We start from the raw sequence: 23,821 nt of genomic DNA, 5'->3' as shown, positions 1-23,821 counted from the left end.
ACGGCTGAGTGCTGGGTGAACTGTCCGCGAAGGGCCGGGTCCAGGAGCGGATGACGGCGTCGGCGAGCGGGGGAGGGGAGCCGGGGTCGCGGCCGGCCGACGCCTTCGAAAGGTCAGAACAACCAGGCCAGATAGGCAGAGATGGCTATTCCGGCGGTGGACAGGAGCGCCAGACGCTTGGCGATCCAGGTGGCAGAACACCCAGGGGTGGTCCCGGCGACCGTCTCGCCGGTTTCCACGGCCTGATCTACTTCGGAATGTCGCCGAGTGGTCGTTCGGCGGCGGCCGTGAGCTGGTGGGCCAAGTCCTTGAGCGATTGGCGCAGTTGGTCGGGGCTGTGGACCGTGAAGGGCCATTCCAGGGAGGCGAGCAGGCGGGCCACGCTGTCCAGCTGTGCGGCCTGCGCGCGCATCAGTACGCCGGTAGGGGTGGCGGTGAGGGTGGTGATCGTGCGGGGCAGCCGGCGTGCGATGTCCTCAAGGGGGCCTTCGATCAGTACCTCGACCTGCCACGGCGCGGGTGTCCGGGCCAGGGATGCCGTGAGGTGGGTGACCGGGTCGAAGTCGTCGGGGGCGGTGAACGTTGCCGCGCCGGTCGTGGCGGACGCGATCCGGTCGATGCGAAAGGTGCGCAGGCCGGCACGGAGGTGGTCGTGTCCGACGAGGTACCAGCACCCGGAATGGAAGACCACGCCGTACGGGTCGACATCGCGCTCCGTGTGTTCCTGGTGCCAGGAGCGGTAGCGCAGGCCGACGGTGTGACCGGAGTGGCAGGCATGCGCCAGGGTCAGCAGGACGCCTGCTTCGGGAGCCTGCGCGAGCACGGTGTTGGTGGTGAAGGACAGGGTGTCCCGCATGGCGGCCAGCGGTGCACGCAGCGGGTCCGGGAGCACTCGTTCGATCTTGGCGAGGGCGCCGGCGCCGGCTGGAGCGGCGGTGCTCATCCCGAGACGCTCACCGGCGAGCAGGCCGAGCATGACCACGAGGGCTTCTTCGTTGGTGAGCATCAGCGGTGGCATCCGGTAGCCGCGGGCCAGCCGGTAGCCACCGAAGCGGCCTCGGTCCGATTCCACCGGGATGCCCAGCTCGCGCAGGCGTGACGCGTAGCGCCGCACCGTGCGCACGTCGGTCCCCAGGCGGTCCGCCAGCTGCGCGCCGGTCAGTCCCGGGTGTGTCTGGAGGAGTTCCAGCAGGGCCAGTACGCGGGTCAAGGGATATGACATGGATCACTCGGCAATTCAGGGCGGAAACTGTCCTGTATGGACTCTACTCTCACCTCAACCCCTTAAATCCAAGGAGAAACCGCATGGCTACCTTCGTACTCGTCCCTGGTGCCTGGCTCGGAGCATGGGCATGGGAGGCCACCGCCCATGCGCTGCGGGAGCGTGGGCACGCGGCGCTGCCGATGACGCTGACCGGCCTGGGCGAACGATCCGCCCTCGCCACCCCGGAGGTGGGCCTGGACACGCACATCGACGACATCACCGCGTTCGTCGTGGAGCAGGACCTGCGCGAGGTCACTCTCGTCGCGCACAGCTACGCGGCGGTCCCGGTCACCGGCGCCGCGGCCCGCCTCGGGCCGCGACTGGAACGCCTGGTCTATCTCGACAGCGCTCCCTTCGCAGAGGGCACATGCCTGCTCGACGTCATGCCGGACGACGTGGTGGACCAGCTGCACCGGCAGGTTGCCGAGCACGGAGACGGATGGCGGCTGCCCTTGCCGCCCTTCGAGCTTCTCAGCAGGTTCAGCACCCTCGAAGGGCTCGACGAGGCCCAGCTCGACCTCATGCGCACCCGGGCCACGTCCCAGCCCTTTTCCACCTTCCAACAGCGGCTGACCCACGCCGGCGAGCTCGGTCCGGATGTCGACCACGTGGTGGTCGCGTGCCACGACGCCAAGGCCCTGCTGGATGCCGGGGTGCCGACCCTGGACTTCCTCAACCAGTCACCGTGGCGGCGCTTCCATCTGCCCACGGGGCATTGGCCCATGCTGTCCACACCCGTCCAACTCGCCGAGACACTGGACGCAGTGGTCACTTCCACCTGCTGATCAGGCGCCGCCGGCTCGGTATGGGCAGCGCCGTGCCGTCCTCCCTGGTGGGGGATCGGCACGGCCGGGGCGGTGCGTGCTGTGCGAGGTGGGTTACTTCACGTTGACCGCGGTCCAGGCTTTCTGGACGGTCCGGTACTCGGCGCCGGCTTTTCCGTACAGGGCGGCCGCGGCCTTCAGGGTGGCGGTCCGGGCGTTCCTGTAGTCGGTGGTCGAGGTGAACTGGGTGGTCAGCGCCTTGTACCAGATCTTTGCGGCTTTCTCGCGGCCGATACCGGTGACCTTCGAGCCGTCGTACGTGGGACTGTCGTAGACCACGCCGTTGATGACCTTCCTGCCGCTGCCCTCGGCGAGAAGATAGAAGAAGTGGTTGGCCACCCCTGCCGCGTGGTGGGGGTTGTCGAGACGCCCGATGCCGGGCTTCCAGTAGTCCGGGGACTTGCCGTCCTTGGAGGGCTTGTCCATGTAGCGCATCGGCTTGCCGTCACCATGAAAATTGACCTTCTCGCCGATGAGGTAGTCAGGGGTGTCGGCGGCGAGGTTGGCATGGAACTCCACCATTGTGCCGAAGATGTCGCAGGTGGCGTCGTTCAGACCGCGGAATTCGTCGCCCGTGTCGGCAAACCCGACCGTTGACTCGACGACTCCGTGAGTGAACTCGTGGGCCACGATGTCGAGTTCGGTCAGCGGGCGCTTGTCATCCTTGCCGTCGCCGAACCACAGGCCGTAGTCGTATTCGGCCTCAGCGCGGCCCTTGCCGTAGTGGACAATGACAGAGGGGCCCTGACCATTGCCCCGCATGCCTTTGCGGCCAAAGGTGTTCTTGAAATAATCCCAGGTCTTTCCGGCGGCGAAGTAGGCGTCGACGGCGGCAGACTGGCGGCTGCTCACGGTGCCGTTGCCCCACACGTTGTCACCGTCGGTGAACTGCTTGCCCGACGATTCTTCCCGGTTGTCGCGGTTGCCGAAGTCGACAGTTGACAGGCCGCCACGGGTCGGGTCGGTGAGTTCGTACCTGCCGTTGCGCAGCCGCGTGGTGATGTTGACCTTGCCGACGTGCACGCCGTTGCCGGTACCGATGCGGGTCTCCGTGGACCTTCCGGTGTGGTTGCTCGTCCCGGCGGAGGCCGAGACCGGCTGCACGGCCGCGACCACGACCGCTGCGGCGCTCGCCGCAATTCCCCGGGCCAACTTCCTACGCACTGTTGCTCCTTCTTGTTCCATACCTGTGAGCCGGCGGTGCGCGGTCGACGTCGATGGAGCCGAGCGCGGTGGGTAGAGGCGGTCGGTCCGGGGCACGCGCGTGAGTGGGGTGGGGGCTGATATGGCCAGGACTACCCGTGTGAGGCCTGGCAGGTAGGGAACGACCGTAAAGAAGACTTCTGAGAGCGCCTCTTAGATCTGTGAGGTGAACTTGCACAGAGCCGCCCTGCGGCGGCGAAGAGATGGGTCGCGAGAAGACCACATCCGTGAACGTCTCCGCAGCGGGCTATGTATGCGCATGGAATGACACAACGTCCCTGGTTGGAGCAGCTCGTGATAGCGCCGCACACCCCCACGCCCGATCGGTCCCGCCCTCCGCGTCAGGGCGCCCGCCGTGACAAGCAGGTGCCCGGCGCCTTGTGGCGCACCCGTCGGACGGGGCGTATGGCGGCCGTCACCGGGCTGCTCGCGGCGGGCGCGCTGGCGCTGTCCGCCTGTGGCGGCGGTTCCTCGGCCGGCGGGAACGACGACGACGGCAAGAACGGCCGGCCGGGTGCCAACGCCCCGGACGTCAAGATCAAGGTCTCGTCGAAGGACGGTGCCACCAACGCCAGCATCAACGACACCGGCGTGAAGGCCACCGGCGGCAAGCTGACCGAGGTGAAGCTCACCGAGGCCGAGTCCGGCAAGGACGTGGCCGGTGCCGTATCGTCCGACGGCTCGTCCTGGAAGCCCGGCGTCCAGCTGGAGCGCGGCACCAAGTACAAGATCGTGGCGAAGGGCAAGGACGCGAAGGGCCGGGCCGCCACCCAGAACTCCTCCTTCACGACGGTGTCCTCGGCCGACAGCTTCATCGGCAGCTACACCCCCGACGACGGCAAGACCGTCGGCGTCGGCATGCCGGTGTCCTTCAACTTCGACAAGGCGATCACCAACAAGAAGGACGTCCAGTCCCACATCACGGTGACCTCCAGCAGCGGTCAGAAGGTCGTCGGCCACTGGTTCGGCACCCAGCGCCTGGACTTCCGTCCGGAGGACTACTGGAAGGCCGGCTCCAAGGTCACCATGAAGATCGACCTGGAGGGGGTGAAGGGCGGCCAGGGCATCACCGGTGTGCAGTCCAAGACGGTGTCCTTCACCATCGGGCGCTCGCAGGTCTCCACGGTCGACATGAACACCCAGCACATGACGGTCAAGCGGGACGGCAAGACCCTCAAGGATGTCCCGATCTCCGGCGGCAGCCCCGAGAACCCGACCTACAACGGCCAGATGGTGATCTCGGAGAAGCTGGAAGAGACCAGGATGGACGGCTCGACCGTCGGCTTCGGCGACAAGGGGAAAACGTACGACATCGCTGATGTGCCGCATGCCATGCGTCTCTCCAAATCCGGCACCTTCCTCCACGGCAACTACTGGGCCGATGCGTCGGTGTACGGCAACCGCGGCACGAGCCATGGCTGCGTCGGTCTGCGTGACCACGAGGGCGGCGGGGGCGACACCCCGGGCAAGTGGTTCTTCCAGCAGTCGCTGGTCGGCGATGTCGTCATCATCAAGAACTCCGACGAGCAGACCATCAAGCCGGACAATGGCCTCAACGGCTGGAACATGTCCTGGTCCGCCTGGAAGGCGGGCAGCGCGGCCTGACCGGGCACGGAACGCACCGACGGCGTGGGAGGGGGCTACGTGTGAGGCACGCCAGCCCCTCCCCAAGCCCGGCCGTCGGCTCGCTATCCGCCGTCGCCAGATGACTGGGGCGGCGACGCGGGTACGCGGGTGAGGTGGAAGAAGAAGTCCGCGGGGGCCTCTTTCTTGTCCATCACACACAGCAGGACGTTGTCGGTGAGCCGGCGGAAGTGGTCGATGATGGGCAGTTGGTCATAGACCATCGCCGTGGACTGCTTGCCGCGGTACGTGACCTCGTGCAACGTGGCGAGGCCCATCTCCTCGTACGAGAAGACCGTCCCGTCCTCGTCGCGGCACAGCAGCGGCTCCACGTGCTCGGCGTCGACGAACCGCTTGCCGTACCACCGCATCTTCGTCAGCAGCGCGGCGTTCTCGCTGGTGTCCTCGAACCCGCCGCCCTGCCAGGTGCCGATGAGGAGATCGGTGTCGACCGGTTCGAGCTGGTCGAAGAGCTCCGCCAGCTTGGCGTTGTCGTACTGCCCTCCGGACACGATGACGTCCAGAACTTGCTGCTCGATGTTCATGGCCGGGGCCTCTCTCGGCTGGGGGACGAACGGGCTGAGCCGGGCGTGCGGGGCGCTGCCCGGTCCGCCCGGCAGGGGTGAGGTGGTGGTCTGGCCGGGCCGTACGGGGTCGAAGCGGTGGTACATCCGCGCATGCCAGAGCGCCACCCGCTCCAGTGCCACCGCGGAACCGTACCCGGCAGCGGTGAGCGGAGCCAGGGCCCGCCGGCAGTTTTCCAGCCCTTCCTCGGCGCGCCGGTACGCCTCCTGCTCGGTCAGACCGATGGCGAGTGCGTCGGTCTTCCCCTCGGACTGTTCCCGTTGGTGGCCGCGCAGGTCGTTGAGCAGGCGAATGGCCGTCGCGGCCTGGCGCAGTGCGCCGAGCAGCACAGGAAGGCGCCGGGGCAGACCTGGCTCGTCCATCAGGGCCCACAGGGCGGTGACCTGTTGTTCCACGCCGATGGTCCAGGCGCCGTGCCGTAGATAGTCCGCCAGCCGGGGCACGCCGCCACCGGCGGCCGCTGTCCGGGCCGCCTCCCGTTCGCCGCGCATGCCGAGGAGCGTCTGATGCATGCTTTTCCGCCAGATGGGGGTGAGTTCGGGGCGGCCGTCGCGGTACAGATCTCGGGTGATTTCCGCCAGCGCGCGCGCCAGGGGATCGTCGCTGCTGCTGCTGCTGCTGCCGCTGTCGCTGTCGCTGTCGCTGTCGCGCCCCGCGAGGACCTCGTGCCAGGCCCGGACGCGGTTCGGGGTCCCGTCCGGGCCCGCGGAGTGCGCTGCATCCGGTGCGTCCAGGACATTGTCGATCGCCATCAGCCAGACGGTGAGCCGGGACAACTGGTAGCAGGTCTCCGGCGGCAGCCAAGGGGTGAAGAACGCCGTCTGAAGACACATCAGGGGTACCAGTGCGGGGTCCACGGGCAGCCCGAGCTCTTTGAGCCAGATCTCCAGTCGCGGCATGCTCCGCAACGCGGCGGAGCATGTGTCCGCTATGGAGACGATCTCCCGGGGCGGGTGGCCGTGCGGTCGCGAAGTGTCCACACCGTCAGGCTACGTCCCGCGCTCATGCGGGTTCCGGTGCTCCGTAGCTTTTCGGCACGCACCCGGGCCGGTCGCACGCCGCTGCCGTGGCGCCTCGCCCCGCCTCGCCTGCCCTCGGCGAGCCGGCAGCGCGTCGGGCCCACAGCGCGTTGGGACGACAGCGCGGCGAGCCGTCATCCACGCCGGTGATCCATGCCGGTGCGTCACGCCTACGAAGCGGAACGGAACTCGGGAAGACAGAGGTCAGATGTCAACAGGACCTGCGACGCCGTCGATACCGGACGCGCACTTATCGCCCGCGCTCGCCACACGTGTGAGCCGTGCGCTTGCCCTCGCCACCCGGCACTCCCTCTCCACCCAGCGGGACAACGGTTCATGGCTGGCCACCCCCGACCCCCGTATCACGGAGACCGCACTGTGCACGCTGGCCCTGGCACACGCTCCGTACCCCGGCGCCGACCGAGCCGCCGAGCGGGGCAGGGCGTGGCTCGCCGACGGGGCCGCCCCGCAGAACCACCATCCAGTGGCCCATGCCATGGAGGCCGCGCTGCTGTCGCTGGCCCTGGACACCGGCGGCCCCATCGACGTGAGTCACCCCTCCTTCGCGGACCCGGCGCTGTCGGCCCGCTCCCGGCTCCTCCAGGCCATCGCCCTGTACACCGGCCGAGCGACCAGTGGCGGCACCGGTCCCGCCGCGCTGCGCACCCAGCTGGCCACCGCGGTCGCGGCCCAGGAGCGGCTCAAGCGCTGGACCCGGGTGGAACTCTGGTCCGCACACGCACTGGTGGAGACCCACTTCGGCGACCGGACATCCGCCCGGCAAGCCGCCCGTAGGGTCGCCGACGAGCAATCCCCGTCGGGCGACTTCTTCGGCAATCCGGTCACCACCGCTCTCGCGGCGCTCGCCCTCCAGGCTGCCGCTCCCGGCACAGCTGCCGCCCGCCGCTGTGCGGAGTACCTCCTCGCCAGTCAACTCCCGGACGGTACCTGGCGCTTTTCCACCAGCGATGTCTGGGACACATCGCTGACCGTGCGCGCCTTCCACGGCGCAGCGGCCTTCGACCGCCACGGGCTGCCGGCCGCCGTCGCGTTCCTGGTCGCGGCACAGAACCCGGACGGCGGCTGGCCGTACCGCCTGGGCGTCGAGTCCGACAACGACACCACCGCGGCCGTCCTGATCGCTCTGGACGGCGCAAGCGGTGCGCCCGGCACGACGATCCGGGCCGGGCTCCGTCACCTGGTCCGGCAGCAGACGGCCGACGGCCTCTGGCGGACATGGCAGTCCGCCGGGGACCCTCCGGTGGACGACGTGGTGGCCCATGTCGTCACCGCTCTGGCCCGCCACTCCGGCCGCCATCGCGCACACCTGGCCGTGGCGCGTGGCCGGCTCGCCGAACGCCTCGGCGAACAGGGGCGCTGGCACGCCGGGTGGTACCGCGGGCTGCCGTACGCCACTGCCGAGGTCCTTCCTGCCCTCGACGCGGCAGTACACGCGGGAGGCCACCCCGCCGCCCGGACTCTGGCCGAAACCCGTAATCCCGATGGCGGTTGGCCCGTCGAAGGGGCCGGGCCGAGCACTCCTGCCGCAACGGGACTGGCGCTCGCAGCCCTGGAACGTGGCGGTCTGCCCCACGAGGAACACTGGGCGCCGGCGCTCGGCTACCTCGTGGAGACCCAGCGCGACGACGGCACCTGGCCGGGCGTACCCCTCATGTACGGCCCGCGCCCCCTCCTCACGCATCACCCCACCCACACCCATGCGTTCGCCGTCGGCGGCCTCTTTGCCGGGCAGCGCCGCCTCCACACCGCTGCGGGGATCGGTGCCACCGCTGACAAGGAGGGCTGACATGCGGCCGGGTTCGAGAAGGAGCAGCAGGAGCAGCAGCAGCGGCATCCGTGCACGGCTGGCCGGCGGACCGGGACGGGCCGCCGCCGAGGCGCTCACCGAAGCCCCCGTCGCCCCCGGCCGCGTGCCGCTGGCCGGCCACGCCCCATGGATCCACCGGGACGCTCTGCGCTTCTTCCGCGAGCTGCGGCACCACGGACCGGTGACGAAGATCTACATCGGCCCCCGGCAGGTCCATGTCGTCAACTCCCACGCACTCGTCCGGGAGTTACTGACCGCGCAGGCCCGCGCCTTCGACAAGGGCGCGATGTTCGACGCCCTGCGCGTGCCCCTCGGCGACGGACTGATCACCGCCGCGGGTGAGCGCCACCTCCGCCACCGCCGGCTGATGCAACCCGCCTTCCACCACGACCGGATCGCCGGCTACGCCCGCATCATGTCCGAACGGTCCCTGGCGCGGGCCGCCATCTGGGAGCCCGGCACCACTCTCGATCTGGTGCCGGAGATCAACCGCCTGACGCTCGACATCCTGCTGCGTACCCTGTTCGCGGATCCCCAGGACCCCGAACTGCGCACCGCGGTCAAGGACTGGCTGTCCGTCAAGTACCACTCGATGCGCCTTGCCCTCTCCCCGCTGCACGCCTGGTCGGAACGTCTCCCGCTGCTTCCGGGATGGCGGCCGCCGCACGCCGGCCCGCTGCGCCGGCTGATCGCCGTCCAGCACCGCATCATCGACACCTACCGTGCCGATGGCCGGGACCGCGGCGATCTGCTGTCGATGCTCCTGGCCACGGGCGGCCCGGACGGTGTCCTGACCGACGCCGAAGTGACCGACGAACTGATCACCCTGTTCCTGGCCGGAACCGGCACCGTCAGCGCCTCCTTGGCCTGGGCGCTGCACGAGATCTCCCGCCGTCCCGACGTCCAACGGCGGATCCACGACGAACTCGACACCGTTCTCGCCGGACGGCCCCCCGGCTACGAAGACCTTCCGGCACTGGTCCACACACGACAGGTACTGACCGAAGTGCTGCGGCTGCATCCGCCGTCGTGGCTGCTGATGCGCCGCGCGGTGCGGCCGGTCACCCTCGGCGGCGTACGGCTCTCCCCGGGCGCGGAGGTGTTCTTCAGCCCGTACGCCCTGCACCTCGATCCGGAACTGTACGAGAACCCGGACGACTTCGACCCGGAGCGCTGGTCGCACGACGGTGCCGCGAAGGCGCCGCGTCACACCTATCTGCCCTTCGGAGCGGGCAGCCGGCTGTGCATCGGGGAGGACTTCGCCTGGACCGAACTGACCCTGGCGCTGGCCGCGTTCCTCGCTCACCGGCGCCTGACACCGGCCGATTCCACCCCCGTGCGGACCCTGGTCGGCACCGTCCTGCGCCCGGCCCGGCTGCCGCTCACGGCACATGCCCGCCCGTCCTGATCCGCCCGTCCTCCCACGCCTGCCTTCACCCGCTCGCCCATGCCCTTGCGAGGAGCCGCACATGCCAGCGCACGCACAGATGCCAGGTGACGGACCACAGCCCGGCCGACTGCGGGACCGGGTCGCCCTGGTGACCGGCGGCGCCTCGGGGATCGGCGCCTCGTGTGCGCGACGACTGGCCGCGGAAGGCGCCGTGGTGGTGGTCGCCGACCTCGACGAGAACGGTGCGACCCGGGTGGCGCGGCAGATCACCGCAGCCAGTGGCACCGCCCTGCCCCGCCGCGTCGATGTCACCGACCCGGACAGCGTCACGCACGTCGTCACGGAAGCCGCCGCCTTGCGCGACGGCCTGCGGATCGCGGTCAACAGCGCCGGAATCAACGGCCCCCTCAACCCACTGGCCGAACTTCCGCCCGCCGACTTCGACACCGTGATGAAGGTGAACCTGTACGGCGTCTTCCACGCCATGCGCTGCCAGCTCCCCGCGATGGCCGACACGGGTGGCGTCATCGTCAACCTCGCCTCCATCGCCGCACATTCGGGCTTCCGGGGGCACGCCGCCTACGCCGCCGCCAAGCAGGGTGTCCTCGCCCTGACCCGGACCGCGGCGCGCGAATACGCCGGCCAGGGCATCCGGGTCGTGTCGGTATCACCGGGAGTCGTCGACACCCCGATGGTCACCTCGCTGCCGCCCGGAGCCACCGACAGTCTCCTCACTGCCGTCCCCCTGCGGCGTACCGCGCAGCCGGCCGAGGTCGCCGCACTCATCGCGTTCCTGGTGTCCGACGACGCCTCATACATGACGGGCAGCGACCATGTCGTCGACGGCGGTTACCTGGCCAAGTAGCGTGCGAGTGCCGGCCTCGCAGCCGTCCGCGCGCCGCCGGCGGTTCCACCGACCCCTTCGGGCCGGGCCAGCGATCTCTTCGGTCCGGGGGAGCGGTCGGCGGTCTCAGAGGTCCAGCACCAGACGCGGACTCAGTGCACGAGACACGCAGGCGTACATCCGGCCCGCGGGGGCGCCGATGTCGTCGCGGTGCTCAGGCTCGCCCTCCAGGACCGTGAGTTCACAGCTTCCGCAGACGCCCTCGCGGCAGCCGGACGGCAGTGGGTGCCCGGCGTGCGTCAGGGCGTCGAGCAGGGTTTCGTCGGCCGGCACCTGGACCGTACGTCCGGACTTGGCACACAGCACTTCGAACTCCGTGCTCGCCGCAAACGGCCTGGCCACCGGGTGGAACCGCTCCGTGTGCAGCCGGTCGGGCGGGAACGCGGCCCCCGCCGCGGTGAGCATCGGCTCGGGTCCGCAGCAGTAGACGAGGGTGGCGGGGTTCAGCCCGGCCGCGAGGGCGCCGAAGTCCGGCCTGCCCTGTTCGCGCGTGGCGACGATGCGGACGCGCCGGCCGTACGCGGCACGCAGCTCGTCGGCGAACGGCATGGTCGCGGCCGACTGTCCCACGTACACGAGCGAGGCCGGGACCTGGGACGCGGCCGACGCGCGCAGCATCGGCAGGACGGCGGTGATGCCGATGCCGCCCGCGAGGAAGAGGTATTCGGGCGCGGGCACGAGCGGGAAGTGGTTGCGGGGCAGCGACACGTCGAGGGTGCGTCCCTGGCGCAGGAACCGGTGGATGTATTCGGACCCGCCCCGGCTGAGGCGCTCGTACCGTACGGCCACGCGATACGACGTGCGGTCGTCCGGATCCCCGCACAGCGAGTACTGCCGGGTCAGCCAGTTCGGCAGCGCCATGTCGATATGCGCTCCGGGTTCCCAGGGCGCCAGTGGTCCCGCGGTGGCGCGCAGGACGAGGGAGACGGCGTTCTCGGCGACCTGATCGATGCGGTCAACGGTGGTCTGTTGCATGGCCTGTTGCCTGGTCAGTTGCATGGTCAGTAGAGCTTTCGGTAGGCGTCTTCGAGGCCGCGGTCGAGGACGCCCGGGTCGATGTCGAGGCTGAACTGGGCCGTGGCCATCTCACCGAGCGTCGGCATTTCCTCGGCGAGGGCCTGGCTCGTGGGGTCCCACAGCCGCGAACGGACGAGGGCGCGCCCACAGTGGAAGTACGCCTCCGTCACCTCCACGACGAGCGCCAGCTCCGGCTCCCTGGCCTCGGTCCGCATCCTGGCGAGCACATCGGGCTCGTCGGTGGGGTAAGCACGTCCGTTGACCCGCAGCGTCTCGCGCAGCCCGGGGATGAGGAAGAGCAGGCCGATCCCGTCGTTCTCGGCGAGGTTGCGGAAGGAGTCGGCGATCTTGTTACCGGGCCGGTCGGGTATCGCGAGCGTGTGGGTGTCCAGGACCTTCACGAACCCGGGGTAGTCGCCCCGGGGCGAGCAGTCGGCGCGGCCCGCCGCGTCCGCGGTGGCCATCGTCAGGAACGGGGAGTGCGCGATGAAGCGATGGAAGTGCTCGTCGATACGGTCGAGGATCTTTGCCTTGGTCATCGCTTCCGGTTCTCCGAGCCGGGCGAGGACCTCGGCGGGTGACACCCGCCGAGGGCGCGTACGGGGCTGCGACTGCGTCACGGGAACTCCTTCCGGGGCAGACAGGGGCCCGCGCCGGAGAGCGCCATGCACCGCTCCGCCGCAGGTCATGGCAGTATTGTGAGCAATTACTCAGGTCCTGCGCTACTCGCATTCGCAGCGCTGTCCAGGAGGTGTCATGACGTCGGGACGTCGCGGACTTCAGCCACGTAAACAGCCCCGTCAGGCACGGGCCGAGCTCACCCGGCAGCGGATCCTCGCCGCCGCTGCTCACGTTTTTGCCGAGTACGGCCATGCCGCAGGGACCACCAACCGGATCGCCGAGCGGGCGCGGATCTCCATCGGCTCGCTGTACCAGTACTACCCGAACAAGGACGCCATCCTCGTCGAGCTGCTGACCCGGCACCTCGACGCCGGAATGAGCGCCATGACACGCGGTCATGACGACGAGGCCCCCGACTCCCTCGACGAGGTCATCCGCCGTTACGTGCGCCTCACGATCGAGAACCATCGGGACGACCCCCAGCTCCTCCGCGTCATGATCGAACAGGCACCGCGCTCCCACGAGTTGCTCGAGAAGGTGTCCCAGTACCACCAGGCACTGACCGTCTTCGCCCGCGAGCTGATCGAGAATCACCCGGAGGCCCGGGTCGCGGACGGGGAGGTCGCCGCCCGGCTCGTCGTCTCCACGGTCGAGCTGGTCGTCCACCAGCTCATCGCCGCCCCCGACCCCCTCGACCCCGCCCGCCTGGAGAGCGAACTGGTCACCATGCTCACCCGCTACCTCACGGGTGAGCCGTGCAGCGGACCGCAGCAGAGCTGACGACTTGGTGAGCGATCGAGGTCGGGGGAGCGGGGCGCCGGCCTGGCGGGGGGCCGACGAGGCCCCCGTGAATGCCGGCCTGGCGGGTTGGCCGATGTGTCGCTGGAGGTCCGCCCCCTGCTTGTGGTCGGCATGGGCGTGCGTGCGGCTACGGGGCTCCGATCGCGGAGACGTGCTGGAGGGAGAAGGCTGCTGTGTAGCCCGCGCCGCTTTCCACGCTCGCCCAGGTGACCGAGGCCAGGGCACTGTACGGGGCGATATGACGGTACGGCAGGCCGGCGACGCCCGCCATGTGCGGGGCAAGGGTCCGCAGCACAGGCACAAAGCGGAAGACCAGAAGGGTTTGTCCGGCGCGCTTGTTCATGAGGGTCTCCACTCGCTGCCACGCCGAGGCAGGAATGCGGCGGCCGAGCTTCCCGGTACGTAGGCGCTTGCCCAGCACATGACCGGTTCGATGGCCAAGAGCGTCCCCGATCACGACAGCGCCGGCGGCGACTGCGATGACCCACATCAGGTTCATGCTGCCGGCACGGGCCAAGGCTCCCGCGGTGAGCATGAGAGCGAGAGTGGGAACGAGGGCACCCACCAGCAAAACGGATTCCGCAATGATTGCTGCGCCCAGCACCGTATAGGCGGTGGCAGGGGGAATCTGGCTGAGCAGACCGCTGAGGGTATTCATCGCGAAATATCTGGCTGGACAGTCAACGCGCCGGAGGCGTGGACCGCATCCATGGGCCGGCGCAGTTGCCACACCTGCGCGGGCGGCAGATTTCCCCATACGGTCCAACAGCCGACCGCGTACTGGTTGTGGTAGTGGTGCAACAGACCTTTGACGTCGAGCTGACGGCGGGCCTCTGGGCGGGATGTCAGTAAGGTGCGGACCCAGCGACTGCCGCAATAGGAAAAGTAGGTGAGAGTGCCCCCGGGGCGGAGCAGATCCAAGTAGCGATCCATGATTTCCTCAACCTGCCGGGGCGAGAAGTTGGCGAACGGCAGGCCGGAGACGATCACGTCATAACGGCGGTCGGTGGTGAGCTGTTCGACAAATATGTTGTGGACGCGCACTTGCTCCTGCTTTTCCAGCAGGTTCGGGTAGCCGTGAACCAGGCGACGCAGGTGTGCGGCAAAATGCGCGTTGGCTTCCACGATGTCCAGTTGGCTTCCCTGCGGCATCCGGGAGAGCAGAACGCGTGTGACCGAGCCGGTACCCGCGCCCACTTCCAGGACGTTCGACATCCGCGGCGCACGTTCCAGCAACGGGTCGGTCAGCAGGTTGGCCAGCGACTTGCCGCTGGGGGCGATGGAACCGACGGTGCGATGGTTCCGTACCGATTCAACCAAGAAGTCCCACCCCTCTGTCGCACGCCGACCCCGGCCCCGGCTATGGGTCGGGGAATCCGTATCGGCTGCCGTGTAGGACATGGGGGCTCCTGGGAAAAGGGACGGAGGATTCGACATCCCCATCCTTGAACGCCCAGGTCAATGCCGTCCTCCCCCACAGGGACCCAAAGCCGGACTGTCCTGAAGTGCCACCCATGGCCCCGGTGTCATCCTCTGGAGGGACGGCCGCCCACCCTGGGACCTAGGCGGTTCGTCTCGGGGTGATCAGCTTCGCGGAACGCGTCCTCGGACTCGGCGGCGACCTGTCGCCCGACCAGGACTTGTCCGGCCGGCTTGTGGATCGTGATCAGTAGGTGGATGAGTTCGTCGACTGTGTCGTGGCGGTGCTGCGGTTACGCTGCGGCGGCCTCGGGCCGTTCCACGAGGTGGCCGTCGACGTTGAGATAGCGTCCGAGGAGGGGGAGGTATGGGGATGAGTTTCCGGCTGGCGGCGTACGCCGTGTGCATCGAGGACGGGCGGGTGCTGCTCGCCTTCACGTACCGCCGAAGGGCGAGGCCAACTGGACTCTTCCGGGCGGCAGGGTCGAGCATGCGGAGGATCCGTTCGATGCAGTGATCCGAGAGGTCGCCGAGGAGAGCGGCTGCGACGCGGTGGTCGAGCGCCTGCTGGGCGTGGACTCAAGGATCATCCCCGCAGCCGAACGCACCGTTCCCGGCGGACCGGAACACCAGAATCTCGGCATCTTCTACCGGGTCCGCATCACCGGCGGCCAACTCCGGCCTGAGCCGAATGGTGAAGTCGTCGAGTGTGTCTGGACTCCGATCTCCGATGTCGCCGGCCTGCGCCGGTCATCGCTGGTCGACACCGGCCTCGCCCTGGCGCAGACCCTTCCGGTAACCGGCCACATCGCTCCCGTCCCGGTCGGCGGCCTGATCCAGCACTGAGGCAACCACCAACGTCTGCTTGACCTGCCGGTCGGCGAAACAGCAGGTCCCCGGAACCACGTTCCGGGGACCTGCTGCGTATTCGCCCCCGCGGCCGGAGCGGAGCGAGGGAGCCGGTGAAGCCCACAGCGACGCTGGGCGATACCCCTAGGGGGAGGTTGAGGTCAGAACGTCCAGGTGGTGTACCACGTCGCCTGACTGGCGGGATGGGCCAGGTCGGTGGTGACTCCGCTGAGGCGGCCGTCGGAGCCGCGGGAGCCGATGTAACGGCCCCTTGCGCCGTCGCTCCAGGCGATGACGAAGTAGAGGGAGGTGCCGTCCACGAACCCCTGCTCGATGGTGCCCGTCGTCGAACTTCCCGTTCTGGCTATGCCGGTGAGGTTCCCCTGGGCGTCCTGAGCCACGGAGAGCGTCGCGTTGGCCGAGTTGCTCTGATAGATGGTCCAGATACCCCCCACGTTGAAGTCGGCGGCCGCCGCCGCGGCAAGCGGTGCTGCGGAAGGCCGGTGCGCCGTCGCGGCCTGCGCGGAAGGGGCGAGGGTGATACCACCCAGGGCGACGGCGAGCGCCACGGCAGCCGTGGTGAGTCTGGCACGCATGAGGGTTCCTTCCCATAAAGGGGCATTTATGCGGCATGGGTGCTAGTGCGAGCCATGAGCCTCGCAGTAGCGGCTGTTCCCGGACAGGCGAGAACCGGTCATTGCGGCGCAGACGGGGTCGTCCTCCAACGAAACGCCCTACGCTCCCGTTCGGAATGGCCGGCGGCGGCGCGAAACATCGAGGTCGGGCGGTCACTTTTCCGTACGGGTGTCGGTGTCCTCGATGCGCAGAGCGCCCGGGCGGTGGGCGGAGTCGGGCAGCTTCAGAGGCGCAGTTCGAAGTCCCGGCCGGTAGTTCCGGCGTCACCAAGCAGAGGGCAGCGGTCGGTTGGAGGGGCGGGTTGCAGGGGCGGGTTGGAGGGGCTGGTTGGAGGGATCAGCGCCAGGCATTCACTCACGTCACCCCGCACGCAGGCACGCAGGCACGCAGGCACGCACGCACGGCGCGGAAGCCCGAGCCGCAAACACCCCGCATCTCAAGCCCCTTGCATTCGCGCCGAGTTCCGGCCGTGGGGCGTCTCACGGTTTTGGACGTCGGAGAGAAGGATCTGCGGCTGAGAACGCTCCACATCACGGAATATCCGGTTCCGCGCACAGGTGCGGCGGGGCGCGAGCACGATCACCGCCGTTGAACTCTGCACCTCCTCTGGGGTGTTGTCTCGTTCGTTGCCTGATCCGCCGGTGGAACTTGATGATCCGCTCGTCCCTGCCAGCATGTGGCGGCGCGGGCCGACCTTCGGCGCGCCGGCTCGAAGAACCCCTCTTGTGCGGTTCTGACGTGGAGGGGGGAGCCGAGACGAACAAACAGAGGAGTGGAACATGTCGCGTCCCACCCGACGCCAGGTGCTGCACGGCAGCGCCGCGACCCTGGCCGGAGCGGTGCTCGCCGCGCCGGTCGCCTTATCCGACACCGCCGCCGCCCGTCCCGTCGCCGGCCACGGTCACTCGGAAGGCCACCAGGCTCCCGGGGGTCACGAGATGCCGGAGCCCTTCGACGAGGTCTACCAGGGCCGCCATATCGAGGGCTGGCCGGCGGACGAAGACGCGCCGGAGAACGGAGGCCACGCAGGCCGCGCAAGCGAGGCAAGCCACGGAAGTCACGGAAGCCGGGCACATCCCCGGGCTGGCCAGGCCGGACCTCACGACGGCATGGACTTCGTCGTCCGCATCGACAACGACGACCTCCATGTGATGCGGAACGCGGACGGCACCTGGATCAGCCTGGTGAACCACTACGAGACGTTCACCACGCCACGCGCCCTGGCGCGCGCCGCCGTTCGTGAACTCCAGGGCGCTGACCTGGTCCCCGTCGTCACCGGCTGAGGCCTGGCCCCTGACCGTCCCCCCACCGAGGAGTCCTCGACATGGCAGTCCGGAAGAACCAGGCGGACCTCACCGCCACCGAGAAGCGGAACTTCGTCGATGCGGTGCTGGAACTCAAGCGCAGCGGCCGCTACGACGAGTTCATCAGCACCCACAACGCCTTCATCATCGGTGACACCGACAATGGAGAGCGGACCGGTCACCGGTCCCCGTCGTTCCTCCCCTGGCACCGCAGGTTCCTGCTCCAGTTCGAAGAAGCCCTACAGAGCATCACCCCGTCGGTCACGTTGCCCTACTGGGACTGGACCGTCGACCGCAGCCCCCGCAGCTCCCTGTGGGCCGAGGACTTCCTCGGTGGCGACGGGCGCAGCGGTGACGGCCGGGTGCCCTCGGGGCCGTTCGCCTTCGGCAACGGCAAGTGGCCGATGAACATACGCGTCGACGGCCGGACGTTCCTGCGCCGCTCGCTCGGCACCGGGGTCCGCGAACTGCCGACCCGGGCCGAGGTCGACCGGGTGCTCGCCATGACCGTCTACGACGCCGCCCCCTGGAACAGCTCCTCCGACGGCTTCCGCAACAACGTCGAGGGCTGGCGCGGACCGAACCTGCACAACCGGGTGCACGTCTGGGTCGGTGGGCAGATGACCACGGGTGCCTCGCCCAACGACCCCGTCTTCTGGCTGCACCACTGTTTCATCGACAAGCTCTGGGCCGAATGGCAGCGCCTGCACCCCAAGTCGGGCTATCTCCCGACCGGCAACACTCCCGACGTCGTCGACCTCCACGACACCATGAAGCCATGGAACGACGTCACGCCGGCGGACCTGCTGGACCACACCAAGTTCTACAGGTATGCATGACAGGTGCATGACATCCACTCGGCTCCGCGGCCTTCCGCGGCGGCGGGGAACGCGCAAGCGGACATCACGTCCGTGAAAGCGGGTGCGTCGCCGGCCTGCCCGCGGTCAGAACGAACGCGAGGGGCCGGCGGCGGGCATCTGTAGCGGGCGCGTCTTCAGCGAGGCGGATCTTCGTGGTCAGCCCGCCGCGGGACCGGCCGATCGCGTGGTCGGCCGACTCTCCGGCCGGGGCCCCTTATCGCGGGCCCCGGCCGCGTGTCGGTGAACCCCACACGATCGTGGGTTCCACCGACACGGATACCGCCCAGGCCGGCTCCTCGTCGGCGTCGGCGTAGGCGTGAGTCATCAGCGCGAGCCGTTGCTCGGCGAGTCGACGAGTAGGCCAGTTCCACGTTGTTAGCTGTGGCCTCGACCCCGACCCCGACCCCGACCCCGGCCCCGACGCCGACCGGGGCGTTGTGGCGGGGTCGGCCGACCTGCCCGATTAGAAGCTGTGACGTATCGACCACCGCACTGCCGACTGCGGCGCCCTTCCAGTACGCGGCTCGCGGCCTGAGCGTCCTCGCGAGAATCGAGCGGCGCTGGGAGCACAAGGACATCCTGCGGGTCGTGGACTGTCGCCATGGACTGTCGTCATGGACTGTCCGTCAGTGCACCCCATATTCGTGTCGATCCTGTGCATCTTTGCGGTCGGGGGCATGGAATCCGGACGAGGCTGCCCATCTCGCTGGGTAGCGCCTGCCTATGCCGTGATAGCACGGAGTAATCCAATTCGAGGAAGGCTACGACCGCATGGGTATCTTCAGCCGTCGTCAGAGCGCGACTGTCCAGCCGACGCAGGCTGTTGGCCCCCGTACGCCTTTCCCGGCGGCCGACGCCACCGGAGTCGCGCTCGACCCCGCACTTCGTGCGCTGACGGGGCAATGGACCATCGACCGCCCGCATAGCCGCATCGGATTCTCCGTGCGGCACGCGATGGTCACGACGGTGCGGGGTGCTTTTGCCGATTACGACAGCACGCTGTATTTCGACGGAGCCCGGCCCTCCCAGTCCCGGGCCGAACTCGTCATTCGGGTCGCCAGTGTCGACACGGGCGTAGAACAGCGGGACGCACACCTCATCGGCACCGACTTCTTCGACGCGCACCGCTACCCGGAGATGGTCTTCCGCAGCACCTCCACGATCCACGAGGGCGCAGAGAGCTTCCGCATGACAGGGGATCTGACCATCCGCGGCATCACCCGGCCGGTCGAGCTGCAACTCGACTACCTCGGCTCGGTCTTGGACCCGTTCGGCTATGAGCGGGCCGGCTTTGACGGCACCACCACCATCGACCGCACCGATTGGGGCTTGGTCTACAACCAACGTCTGGAAGCGGGCGGCGCCATGGTGAGCGAGAAAGTTCGCTTGCAGTTCGATATCTCCGCGATCCGGTCCGTGCCCCTGGCGTAGTTGCCCCGGGATGCCCCCTGCATTCCGTACGCCTACGCCTACGCCTACGCCCACGCCTACGCCCTCGACGAGGCGAGCTGCGTGCCGTCACACGGAACTGGCCTGACGTGCACCCCGCTCACGGCACGCTGTCGTGAGATCGGAAGCAACATGCCATTCGGGCTGTCGCCGCGCGGCCGAGGGTCTGGCGACCGCCGTCGTCGGGGAGGCGGCCGAGTTTCTTGATGTCAATGCACGACCACTAGCGCGCAACATCCGCTTCACCGGTACTGACAGCCGCCCTCGACCACTCCCGTGCAGCCGCCGTCGCCGAGTCCGGTGCCGTATGTGCGTGGCGCACGGACGCGACGCGAGGAGTGACGTCGGCGCCAAGAGCGCGTTGTCCTGCCCGCGGTCTTGCGTCAACTGCTGGGCAGTCGGCCAGCAGGTTGTTCAGTTCGGCTGCGCACAACCCATTGCCCCTGCTCCTCGAGGTACGCGCCCCATGCCGTTTCGGCGGTGTCCGCTGACGCGGCCGCGAAGGTGCCGAGGGGCGTCGACACGATCTCCGCGGTGATTGTGGTGGTTCCGCTGATCGCGGTGTTCGCGGTGATGTCCTCCGGGGCGCGGCAGCGGAGCACGGGCGTGCCGTAGGCGAGTAGATGCCGCTGGGGGAGTCGAACGCCCAGCGACGCAGTGCGTGTGCGAGGTCCGCGAGGTCGACGCCGTCCGTGGCGGTGGCTCGGGACGGGACTCCTTGCGTGCTCCGTCATGGCCACCATCCCTTCCTGCCCGGCCTGTTATGCCCTATCGCTATCAGAAGTGCCTGTAATAAATCATGCGCCACTCCCTTGACGGATGGTGTCGGTGCACCTCAAGCTGAGCGCAGTTACACCCCATAACAAGAGTGTTGATGCATAGCGGAAGAGGTTCTGGTGGGTCCCGATGAGCGCGTCGAGCTCGGTCTGCCCGGCAAGGCGGGGCCGGAAGCGCGGTACTGCCATACGGCTCGGTGCCTGGGCCCAGTGCGGGGGAGCCCGTGGTCCGCGGGCAGGCGGCCGGTGCGTCGTACGCCGGGCAACGCAGGGGCCACGGCCGCCACTTGTCCAGCAGGCCCGCCAGCTTGGGCGCACGTCATCGGTACGGCCTCCGCCGCCACCACGACGCGACCGACGCCCTGCGCGGGCGTCAATTCCGTCCACCCATCACCCTCCCCGCACATCCCGACCGCACCGGCAGCGCCGGCCCGCGCCCTTCAAGGAGAACCGTCATGAGCAGAGTGATGAGACAACTTCGGCGGACGCTCACCGCCATACTGACGGCCGGGGTGGTACTGGCCACGCCGGTGCTTGCCACGCCGGTGGTCGCCGCGCCCGGCCGTACCGCCCCACAGGCCCCGACGGGCCACATCACGTGGCATCCGTGCAACGACGCCGGGTTCCCGGGCATGCAGTGCGGCACGATGCGGGTGCCGGTGGACTGGTCCAAGCCGCGAGCCGCGCAGCTCGATCTGGCCCTGGTCCGCCGCAAGGCAGACGACCCGGCACGCCGTCAGGGCACCTTGCTCCTCAACGACGGAGCCGGTGGCTCCTCGATCGAGCAGCTGAGGCTGGCGACACGCAACGGTTTTCCCGACATCGCCGGTGCCATGACCCAGCGGTTCGACATCGTTGCGGTCGACCCGCGAGGGGTCGGCCATAGCACCCCCATCCGCTGCTCCGAGCCGCTCAAGCCCGCCGGGGTCAGCTACTTCCCGAAGAACCGGGCCGCGTTCGACAAGCTCGTGGCCCACAACCGCACCTTCGCCAGGGACTGCCTGCGCCGCAACGGACCGCTGGTGGCCCATGTCGACCTGACCAGCACGGCCCGTGACATCGAAGCGGTCCGCACCGGGCTCGGCGTCCGCCGGCTCAACTGGTACGGCATCCACTACAGCACCCTGCTCGGACGCACCTACGCGGCCCTCTTTCCCGGCCGGTTGCGCACGATGACCCTCGACACCGCGCTGGACGACACCACTTCGCCCCTCACCCGGATCGTCAAGGAGACCACCGGCGCCGAGGAGGCCTTCAACCGGTTCGCCGCCTGGTGCACCCACTCGGCGAAGTGTGCCCTGAAAGGACATGACGTCGCTGCCGAGTACGACGCCCTCGTCGCCCGCGCGGACCGCACCCCCGTCCCCGTCGCCGGCGGCACACACCGCCCGCTGACCGGTGAGGACATCCGCGGTGCCACCCAGGACTACCTGAACATCGCGAGCGTCACCTGGCCCGCCCTGGCCGAGGCGATCGTCAAGGCGCAGGCGGGCGACGCCACCGACTTCACCGTCGACCCCGATGGCACCCTCGATCCGGTGCAGGTCCTGGTGCCCGCCTGCCTGGACAACGCCCGTCCGGTCAGTACCTTCGAACAGGCCGACCGACTGCACAAGTCGCTCGCCGCACGCGCACCGCACCTCGGCGGCGCGGTGCGCTCCTGGACCGCGCTCGTCGGCTGCCTCGGATGGCCGGTTCCCGCCAAGCCCGTGCAGGCCGGCCGCCTGATCTCCGGGGCACCGCCCGCGCTGGTCCTCCAGTCCACGCACCAGGCCCTGGCTCCCCACGCGGCGGGCTCAGTCATGGCGGCCCAGCTGCCCGGCAGCGTCGTACTCAGCCGCGAGGGCGATGACTACAGCATGTTCCTGCTGTCCCCGTGCGTCCGTGAGGCGACCAACCGCTACCTGACCGACCGCATCCTGCCCGCCCCGGGCACCACCTGCACCAACTGACTCCCTGGGTGCCCCTCCACCCCAACGGGACTACGCCCGCATGAACGAGCCCCCTCCCGCGGGCACTTCGACACCCCGCGTGTCCTGCCCCAGCTCCAGGCATTGAGGACGGGCGGTACGTGCCACGACCCGGCCCGGCCCGACCTGGCCCGGGCCCAGACGCCGGCCTCGCCCGGACATCCGAGTGATGTCCGGGCGGGGCCGTCCCGTCATCGCCGTGCCCCGCCGCGCAGCACCACTACAACCTCTTCGGCCGCGCAGTACCACTACAACCTGCGCGGCCGGCTCCTCCACGCCACCTTCCCGACGCGGTCCTGGACCTACAGCGAGACGACACCTGCGGCAGTGCTGGCTGGCAAGATGGCTCAATGTTCGATTTCGGCATCGACGGATATCAACCGGTGTGGTTGCACGGCCGTAGAGAGGTTGTGCGGGAGCACGGGCATCGCCTGCGTGGTCTTGCCGGCCGGACTCTGACAGGAGTCTGGATGGTCTGGGACGTAGAGGATGACGAGTGGTTCTGTGACTGTCCCGTGCTGTTCGACTTCGATGGCGAGCAGGTCGAGGTCAACCATCAGAAGTTCGACGATCTTTCCCTTACGTGGAACACGATCGACATCGGCCGTCCGGTGCGTTGGCCCGGCTTCGACCTGCGATGGCGTCCTGAGCCTCTTGCCGAGTTGGATGCTCTGCGGAGTCTGTCCCTCAAGGGGGTCGAACTGCTCGAATGGACCGGCAGGGATGTGGCTCAGGGGAGGGTTGACGTGAGCTTCGACTTCGAGGTGAATCGGGCAACCGTCTTCAATGCTCTCGATGAGAACGGGCTGAGCTTCGGTTCCCCTGGTCCGCATCAGCGGGCCTACGCGCTGGGCTGACGCACTTGGAGTTGCTGACGCACGCGGAGTTCAGGCACACCGCCAGGTCGGGGTGGTTTCGGGCCCCGGATTGAGTGCAGACCCAGTGAGACATAGGGAAGCGGCTCCCGCTGCGAGCGGGAGCCGCCGGGGCGTCAGAGGAGTGTCCGACGCCGGTTTGTGTGTCCGGCTTCGTGATGCCCGATGGCCCTGTGCATCAGTGCGATGACGGTATCGAGGTCGTCGCCCTGGTGCGGGTCGTCGGCCATGCGGTTGCGGCCGCGGGTGCCGCAACCGGTGCATTGGTGGACGATCATGTAGCCCTTGGCGGAGTGATGCGCGACGGCCACCGGGCGCATCAGCGCCTGACAGTCGTTGGCACGGTCTCCGGGCGAGACGTCCACGTGCAGCGAATGCAGACAGCGCGGGCAGTGGTTGCGGTAGCTTCCGTTGGCCAGCGCCGCGACTATCTTCCCGCAGTTTCCGCAGGTGAAGCCGGTATTTTCGGTTGTTCTGCTGATGGTGCTGCTCCTCAGCGAGTCGAAGGGATCTTCAACTCGGAGGCGCAGGGTTCCGTTCGTTCTCCCCCTGCCGAAGCAGGGGTCGCAGGCTTGACTGGGGAGTGACGCGGTTCACCGCCGCT

General features: G+C 68.7%; 21 protein-coding genes and 1 pseudogene. 13 read left to right on the top strand and 9 right to left on the bottom strand.

The features are described from left to right. Positions 1–247: 247 nt before the first annotated feature. Positions 248–1,222 (bottom strand): YafY family protein, encoded by a 975-nt coding sequence (locus M8I34_RS02635; protein WP_250047663.1) that lies wholly within the window; start codon positions 1,220–1,222, stop codon positions 248–250. Positions 1,223–1,305: 83 nt separating this feature from the next. On the opposite strand from M8I34_RS02635, the gene M8I34_RS02630 reads away from it, so the two are divergent. Continuing rightward, positions 1,306–2,049 (top strand): alpha/beta fold hydrolase, encoded by a 744-nt coding sequence (locus tag M8I34_RS02630; RefSeq protein ID WP_250047662.1) that lies wholly within the window; start codon positions 1,306–1,308, stop codon positions 2,047–2,049. Positions 2,050–2,142: 93 nt separating this feature from the next. On the opposite strand, the gene M8I34_RS02625 is transcribed toward M8I34_RS02630, so the two are convergent. Beyond that, positions 2,143–3,252: a M4 family metallopeptidase gene (locus M8I34_RS02625; protein ID WP_250047661.1), complete on the bottom strand. Its 1,110-nt coding sequence runs from the start codon at positions 3,250–3,252 to the stop codon at positions 2,143–2,145. A 444-nt stretch (positions 3,253–3,696) separates the two neighbouring features. Here M8I34_RS02625 and M8I34_RS02620 point away from each other — a divergent pair, with 444 nt between their 5' ends. After that, positions 3,697–4,896 carry an Ig-like domain-containing protein gene (locus tag M8I34_RS02620; protein ID WP_250047660.1) on the top strand — a complete coding sequence of 400 codons (1,200 nt, stop codon included), beginning with the start codon at positions 3,697–3,699 and terminating at the stop codon, positions 4,894–4,896. A gap of 83 nt (positions 4,897–4,979) precedes the next feature. Here the strand turns inward: M8I34_RS02620 and M8I34_RS02615 are convergent, their stop codons facing one another. Further along, positions 4,980–6,479 (bottom strand): DUF4334 domain-containing protein, encoded by a 1,500-nt coding sequence (locus tag M8I34_RS02615; protein WP_250047659.1) that lies wholly within the window; start codon positions 6,477–6,479, stop codon positions 4,980–4,982. A gap of 313 nt (positions 6,480–6,792) precedes the next feature. On the opposite strand from M8I34_RS02615, the gene M8I34_RS02610 reads away from it, so the two are divergent. The 3 genes from M8I34_RS02610 to M8I34_RS02600 all read left to right on the top strand — a co-directional run bounded on the left by M8I34_RS02610 (position 6,793) and on the right by M8I34_RS02600 (position 10,601). After that, entirely contained in the window at positions 6,793–8,325 is a 1,533-nt protein-coding gene (locus M8I34_RS02610) for a prenyltransferase/squalene oxidase repeat-containing protein (protein WP_250047658.1), read from the top strand. 1 nt (position 8,326) lies between these two features. Beyond that, positions 8,327–9,754: a cytochrome P450 gene (locus M8I34_RS02605; RefSeq protein WP_250047657.1), complete on the top strand. Its 1,428-nt coding sequence runs from the start codon at positions 8,327–8,329 to the stop codon at positions 9,752–9,754. A gap of 130 nt (positions 9,755–9,884) precedes the next feature. Beyond that, positions 9,885–10,601 carry an SDR family oxidoreductase gene (locus tag M8I34_RS02600; protein WP_250047776.1) on the top strand — a complete coding sequence of 239 codons (717 nt, stop codon included), beginning with the start codon at positions 9,885–9,887 and terminating at the stop codon, positions 10,599–10,601. Positions 10,602–10,706: 105 nt separating this feature from the next. Here M8I34_RS02600 and M8I34_RS02595 read toward each other — a convergent pair whose 3' ends face one another. Together M8I34_RS02595 and M8I34_RS02590 are read right to left on the bottom strand one after the other, a co-directional pair. After that, a complete protein-coding gene (locus M8I34_RS02595; protein WP_250047656.1) occupies positions 10,707–11,615 on the bottom strand; it encodes a PDR/VanB family oxidoreductase in 909 nt (302 codons plus the stop codon). Between the two features lie 26 nt (positions 11,616–11,641). Further along, complete coding sequence (locus M8I34_RS02590) at positions 11,642–12,277, bottom strand: MSMEG_1061 family FMN-dependent PPOX-type flavoprotein (RefSeq protein ID WP_374210843.1); 636 nt, start codon at positions 12,275–12,277, stop codon at positions 11,642–11,644. 136 nt (positions 12,278–12,413) lie between these two features. On the opposite strand from M8I34_RS02590, the gene M8I34_RS02585 reads away from it, so the two are divergent. Then, entirely contained in the window at positions 12,414–13,058 is a 645-nt protein-coding gene (locus M8I34_RS02585) for a TetR/AcrR family transcriptional regulator (protein ID WP_250047655.1), read from the top strand. A gap of 148 nt (positions 13,059–13,206) precedes the next feature. Here the strand turns inward: M8I34_RS02585 and M8I34_RS02580 are convergent, their stop codons facing one another. Continuing rightward, positions 13,207–13,737 (bottom strand): DedA family protein, encoded by a 531-nt coding sequence (locus M8I34_RS02580; RefSeq protein WP_250047654.1) that lies wholly within the window; start codon positions 13,735–13,737, stop codon positions 13,207–13,209. Next, positions 13,734–14,480: a class I SAM-dependent methyltransferase gene (locus tag M8I34_RS02575; protein ID WP_250047653.1), complete on the bottom strand. Its 747-nt coding sequence runs from the start codon at positions 14,478–14,480 to the stop codon at positions 13,734–13,736. Before M8I34_RS02575 ends, M8I34_RS02580 begins: the two co-directional genes overlap by 4 nt. A gap of 391 nt (positions 14,481–14,871) precedes the next feature. On the opposite strand from M8I34_RS02575, the pseudogene M8I34_RS02570 reads away from it, so the two are divergent. Further along, positions 14,872–15,344: pseudogene (locus M8I34_RS02570) on the top strand (NUDIX hydrolase). A gap of 164 nt (positions 15,345–15,508) precedes the next feature. Here the strand turns inward: M8I34_RS02570 and M8I34_RS02565 are convergent. Then, a complete protein-coding gene (locus M8I34_RS02565; protein WP_250047652.1) occupies positions 15,509–15,943 on the bottom strand; it encodes a hypothetical protein in 435 nt (144 codons plus the stop codon). 819 nt (positions 15,944–16,762) lie between these two features. Here M8I34_RS02565 and M8I34_RS02560 point away from each other — a divergent pair. From M8I34_RS02560 to M8I34_RS02540, 6 genes are all read left to right on the top strand, one after another. Beyond that, positions 16,763–17,266: a tyrosinase cofactor gene (locus tag M8I34_RS02560; RefSeq protein ID WP_250047651.1), complete on the top strand. Its 504-nt coding sequence runs from the start codon at positions 16,763–16,765 to the stop codon at positions 17,264–17,266. 41 nt (positions 17,267–17,307) lie between these two features. After that, positions 17,308–18,126, top strand: coding sequence for a tyrosinase family protein (locus tag M8I34_RS02555; RefSeq protein ID WP_250047650.1), 819 nt, complete (start codon positions 17,308–17,310; stop codon positions 18,124–18,126). 792 nt (positions 18,127–18,918) lie between these two features. After that, positions 18,919–19,578 (top strand): YceI family protein, encoded by a 660-nt coding sequence (locus tag M8I34_RS02550; protein WP_250047649.1) that lies wholly within the window; start codon positions 18,919–18,921, stop codon positions 19,576–19,578. 498 nt (positions 19,579–20,076) lie between these two features. Beyond that, on the top strand, positions 20,077–20,211 hold the full coding sequence (locus tag M8I34_RS41200; protein WP_284049850.1) for a hypothetical protein: 135 nt from the start codon (positions 20,077–20,079) through the stop codon (positions 20,209–20,211). A 616-nt stretch (positions 20,212–20,827) separates the two neighbouring features. Next, entirely contained in the window at positions 20,828–22,324 is a 1,497-nt protein-coding gene (locus M8I34_RS02545) for an alpha/beta fold hydrolase (protein ID WP_250047648.1), read from the top strand. Positions 22,325–22,692: 368 nt separating this feature from the next. Next, the gene (locus tag M8I34_RS02540) at positions 22,693–23,199 is read left to right on the top strand and encodes a hypothetical protein (protein ID WP_250047647.1); all 507 of its coding nucleotides are present in this window, start codon (positions 22,693–22,695) and stop codon (positions 23,197–23,199) included. A gap of 134 nt (positions 23,200–23,333) precedes the next feature. Here the strand turns inward: M8I34_RS02540 and M8I34_RS02535 are convergent, their stop codons facing one another. Continuing rightward, positions 23,334–23,699 (bottom strand): RNHCP domain-containing protein, encoded by a 366-nt coding sequence (locus tag M8I34_RS02535; RefSeq protein ID WP_308371816.1) that lies wholly within the window; start codon positions 23,697–23,699, stop codon positions 23,334–23,336. Between the last annotated feature and the right edge of the window lie 122 nt (positions 23,700–23,821).

The sequence above is a fragment of the Streptomyces sp. MCA2 genome (genome assembly GCF_023544705.1).
Taxonomy (GTDB): Bacteria; Actinomycetota; Actinomycetes; order Streptomycetales; family Streptomycetaceae; genus Streptomyces; species Streptomyces decoyicus.
Note: the sequence above shows the minus strand (reverse complement) of the source record. Positions and strands in the feature narration are given on the sequence as shown.

What these genes read in the sequence shown, in the direction of transcription:
- M8I34_RS02560 (WP_250047651.1), top strand. Translation starts at nt 16,763, where the DNA reads ATGTCGCGTCCCACCCGACGCCAGGTGCTGCACGGCAGCGCCGCGACC.
- M8I34_RS02620 (WP_250047660.1), top strand. Translation starts at nt 3,697, where the DNA reads ATGGCGGCCGTCACCGGGCTGCTCGCGGCGGGCGCGCTGGCGCTGTCC.
- M8I34_RS02545 (WP_250047648.1), top strand. Translation starts at nt 20,828, where the DNA reads ATGAGCAGAGTGATGAGACAACTTCGGCGGACGCTCACCGCCATACTG.
- M8I34_RS02630 (WP_250047662.1), top strand. Translation starts at nt 1,306, where the DNA reads ATGGCTACCTTCGTACTCGTCCCTGGTGCCTGGCTCGGAGCATGGGCA.
- M8I34_RS02575 (WP_250047653.1), bottom strand. Translation starts at nt 14,480, where the DNA reads ATGTCCTACACGGCAGCCGATACGGATTCCCCGACCCATAGCCGGGGC.
- M8I34_RS02565 (WP_250047652.1), bottom strand. Translation starts at nt 15,943, where the DNA reads ATGCGTGCCAGACTCACCACGGCTGCCGTGGCGCTCGCCGTCGCCCTG.
- M8I34_RS02580 (WP_250047654.1), bottom strand. Translation starts at nt 13,737, where the DNA reads ATGAATACCCTCAGCGGTCTGCTCAGCCAGATTCCCCCTGCCACCGCC.
- M8I34_RS02555 (WP_250047650.1), top strand. Translation starts at nt 17,308, where the DNA reads ATGGCAGTCCGGAAGAACCAGGCGGACCTCACCGCCACCGAGAAGCGG.
- M8I34_RS02635 (WP_250047663.1), bottom strand. Translation starts at nt 1,222, where the DNA reads ATGTCATATCCCTTGACCCGCGTACTGGCCCTGCTGGAACTCCTCCAG.
- M8I34_RS02595 (WP_250047656.1), bottom strand. Translation starts at nt 11,615, where the DNA reads ATGCAACAGACCACCGTTGACCGCATCGATCAGGTCGCCGAGAACGCC.
- M8I34_RS02550 (WP_250047649.1), top strand. Translation starts at nt 18,919, where the DNA reads ATGGGTATCTTCAGCCGTCGTCAGAGCGCGACTGTCCAGCCGACGCAG.
- M8I34_RS02605 (WP_250047657.1), top strand. Translation starts at nt 8,327, where the DNA reads ATGCGGCCGGGTTCGAGAAGGAGCAGCAGGAGCAGCAGCAGCGGCATC.
- M8I34_RS02540 (WP_250047647.1), top strand. Translation starts at nt 22,693, where the DNA reads ATGTTCGATTTCGGCATCGACGGATATCAACCGGTGTGGTTGCACGGC.
- M8I34_RS02585 (WP_250047655.1), top strand. Translation starts at nt 12,414, where the DNA reads ATGACGTCGGGACGTCGCGGACTTCAGCCACGTAAACAGCCCCGTCAG.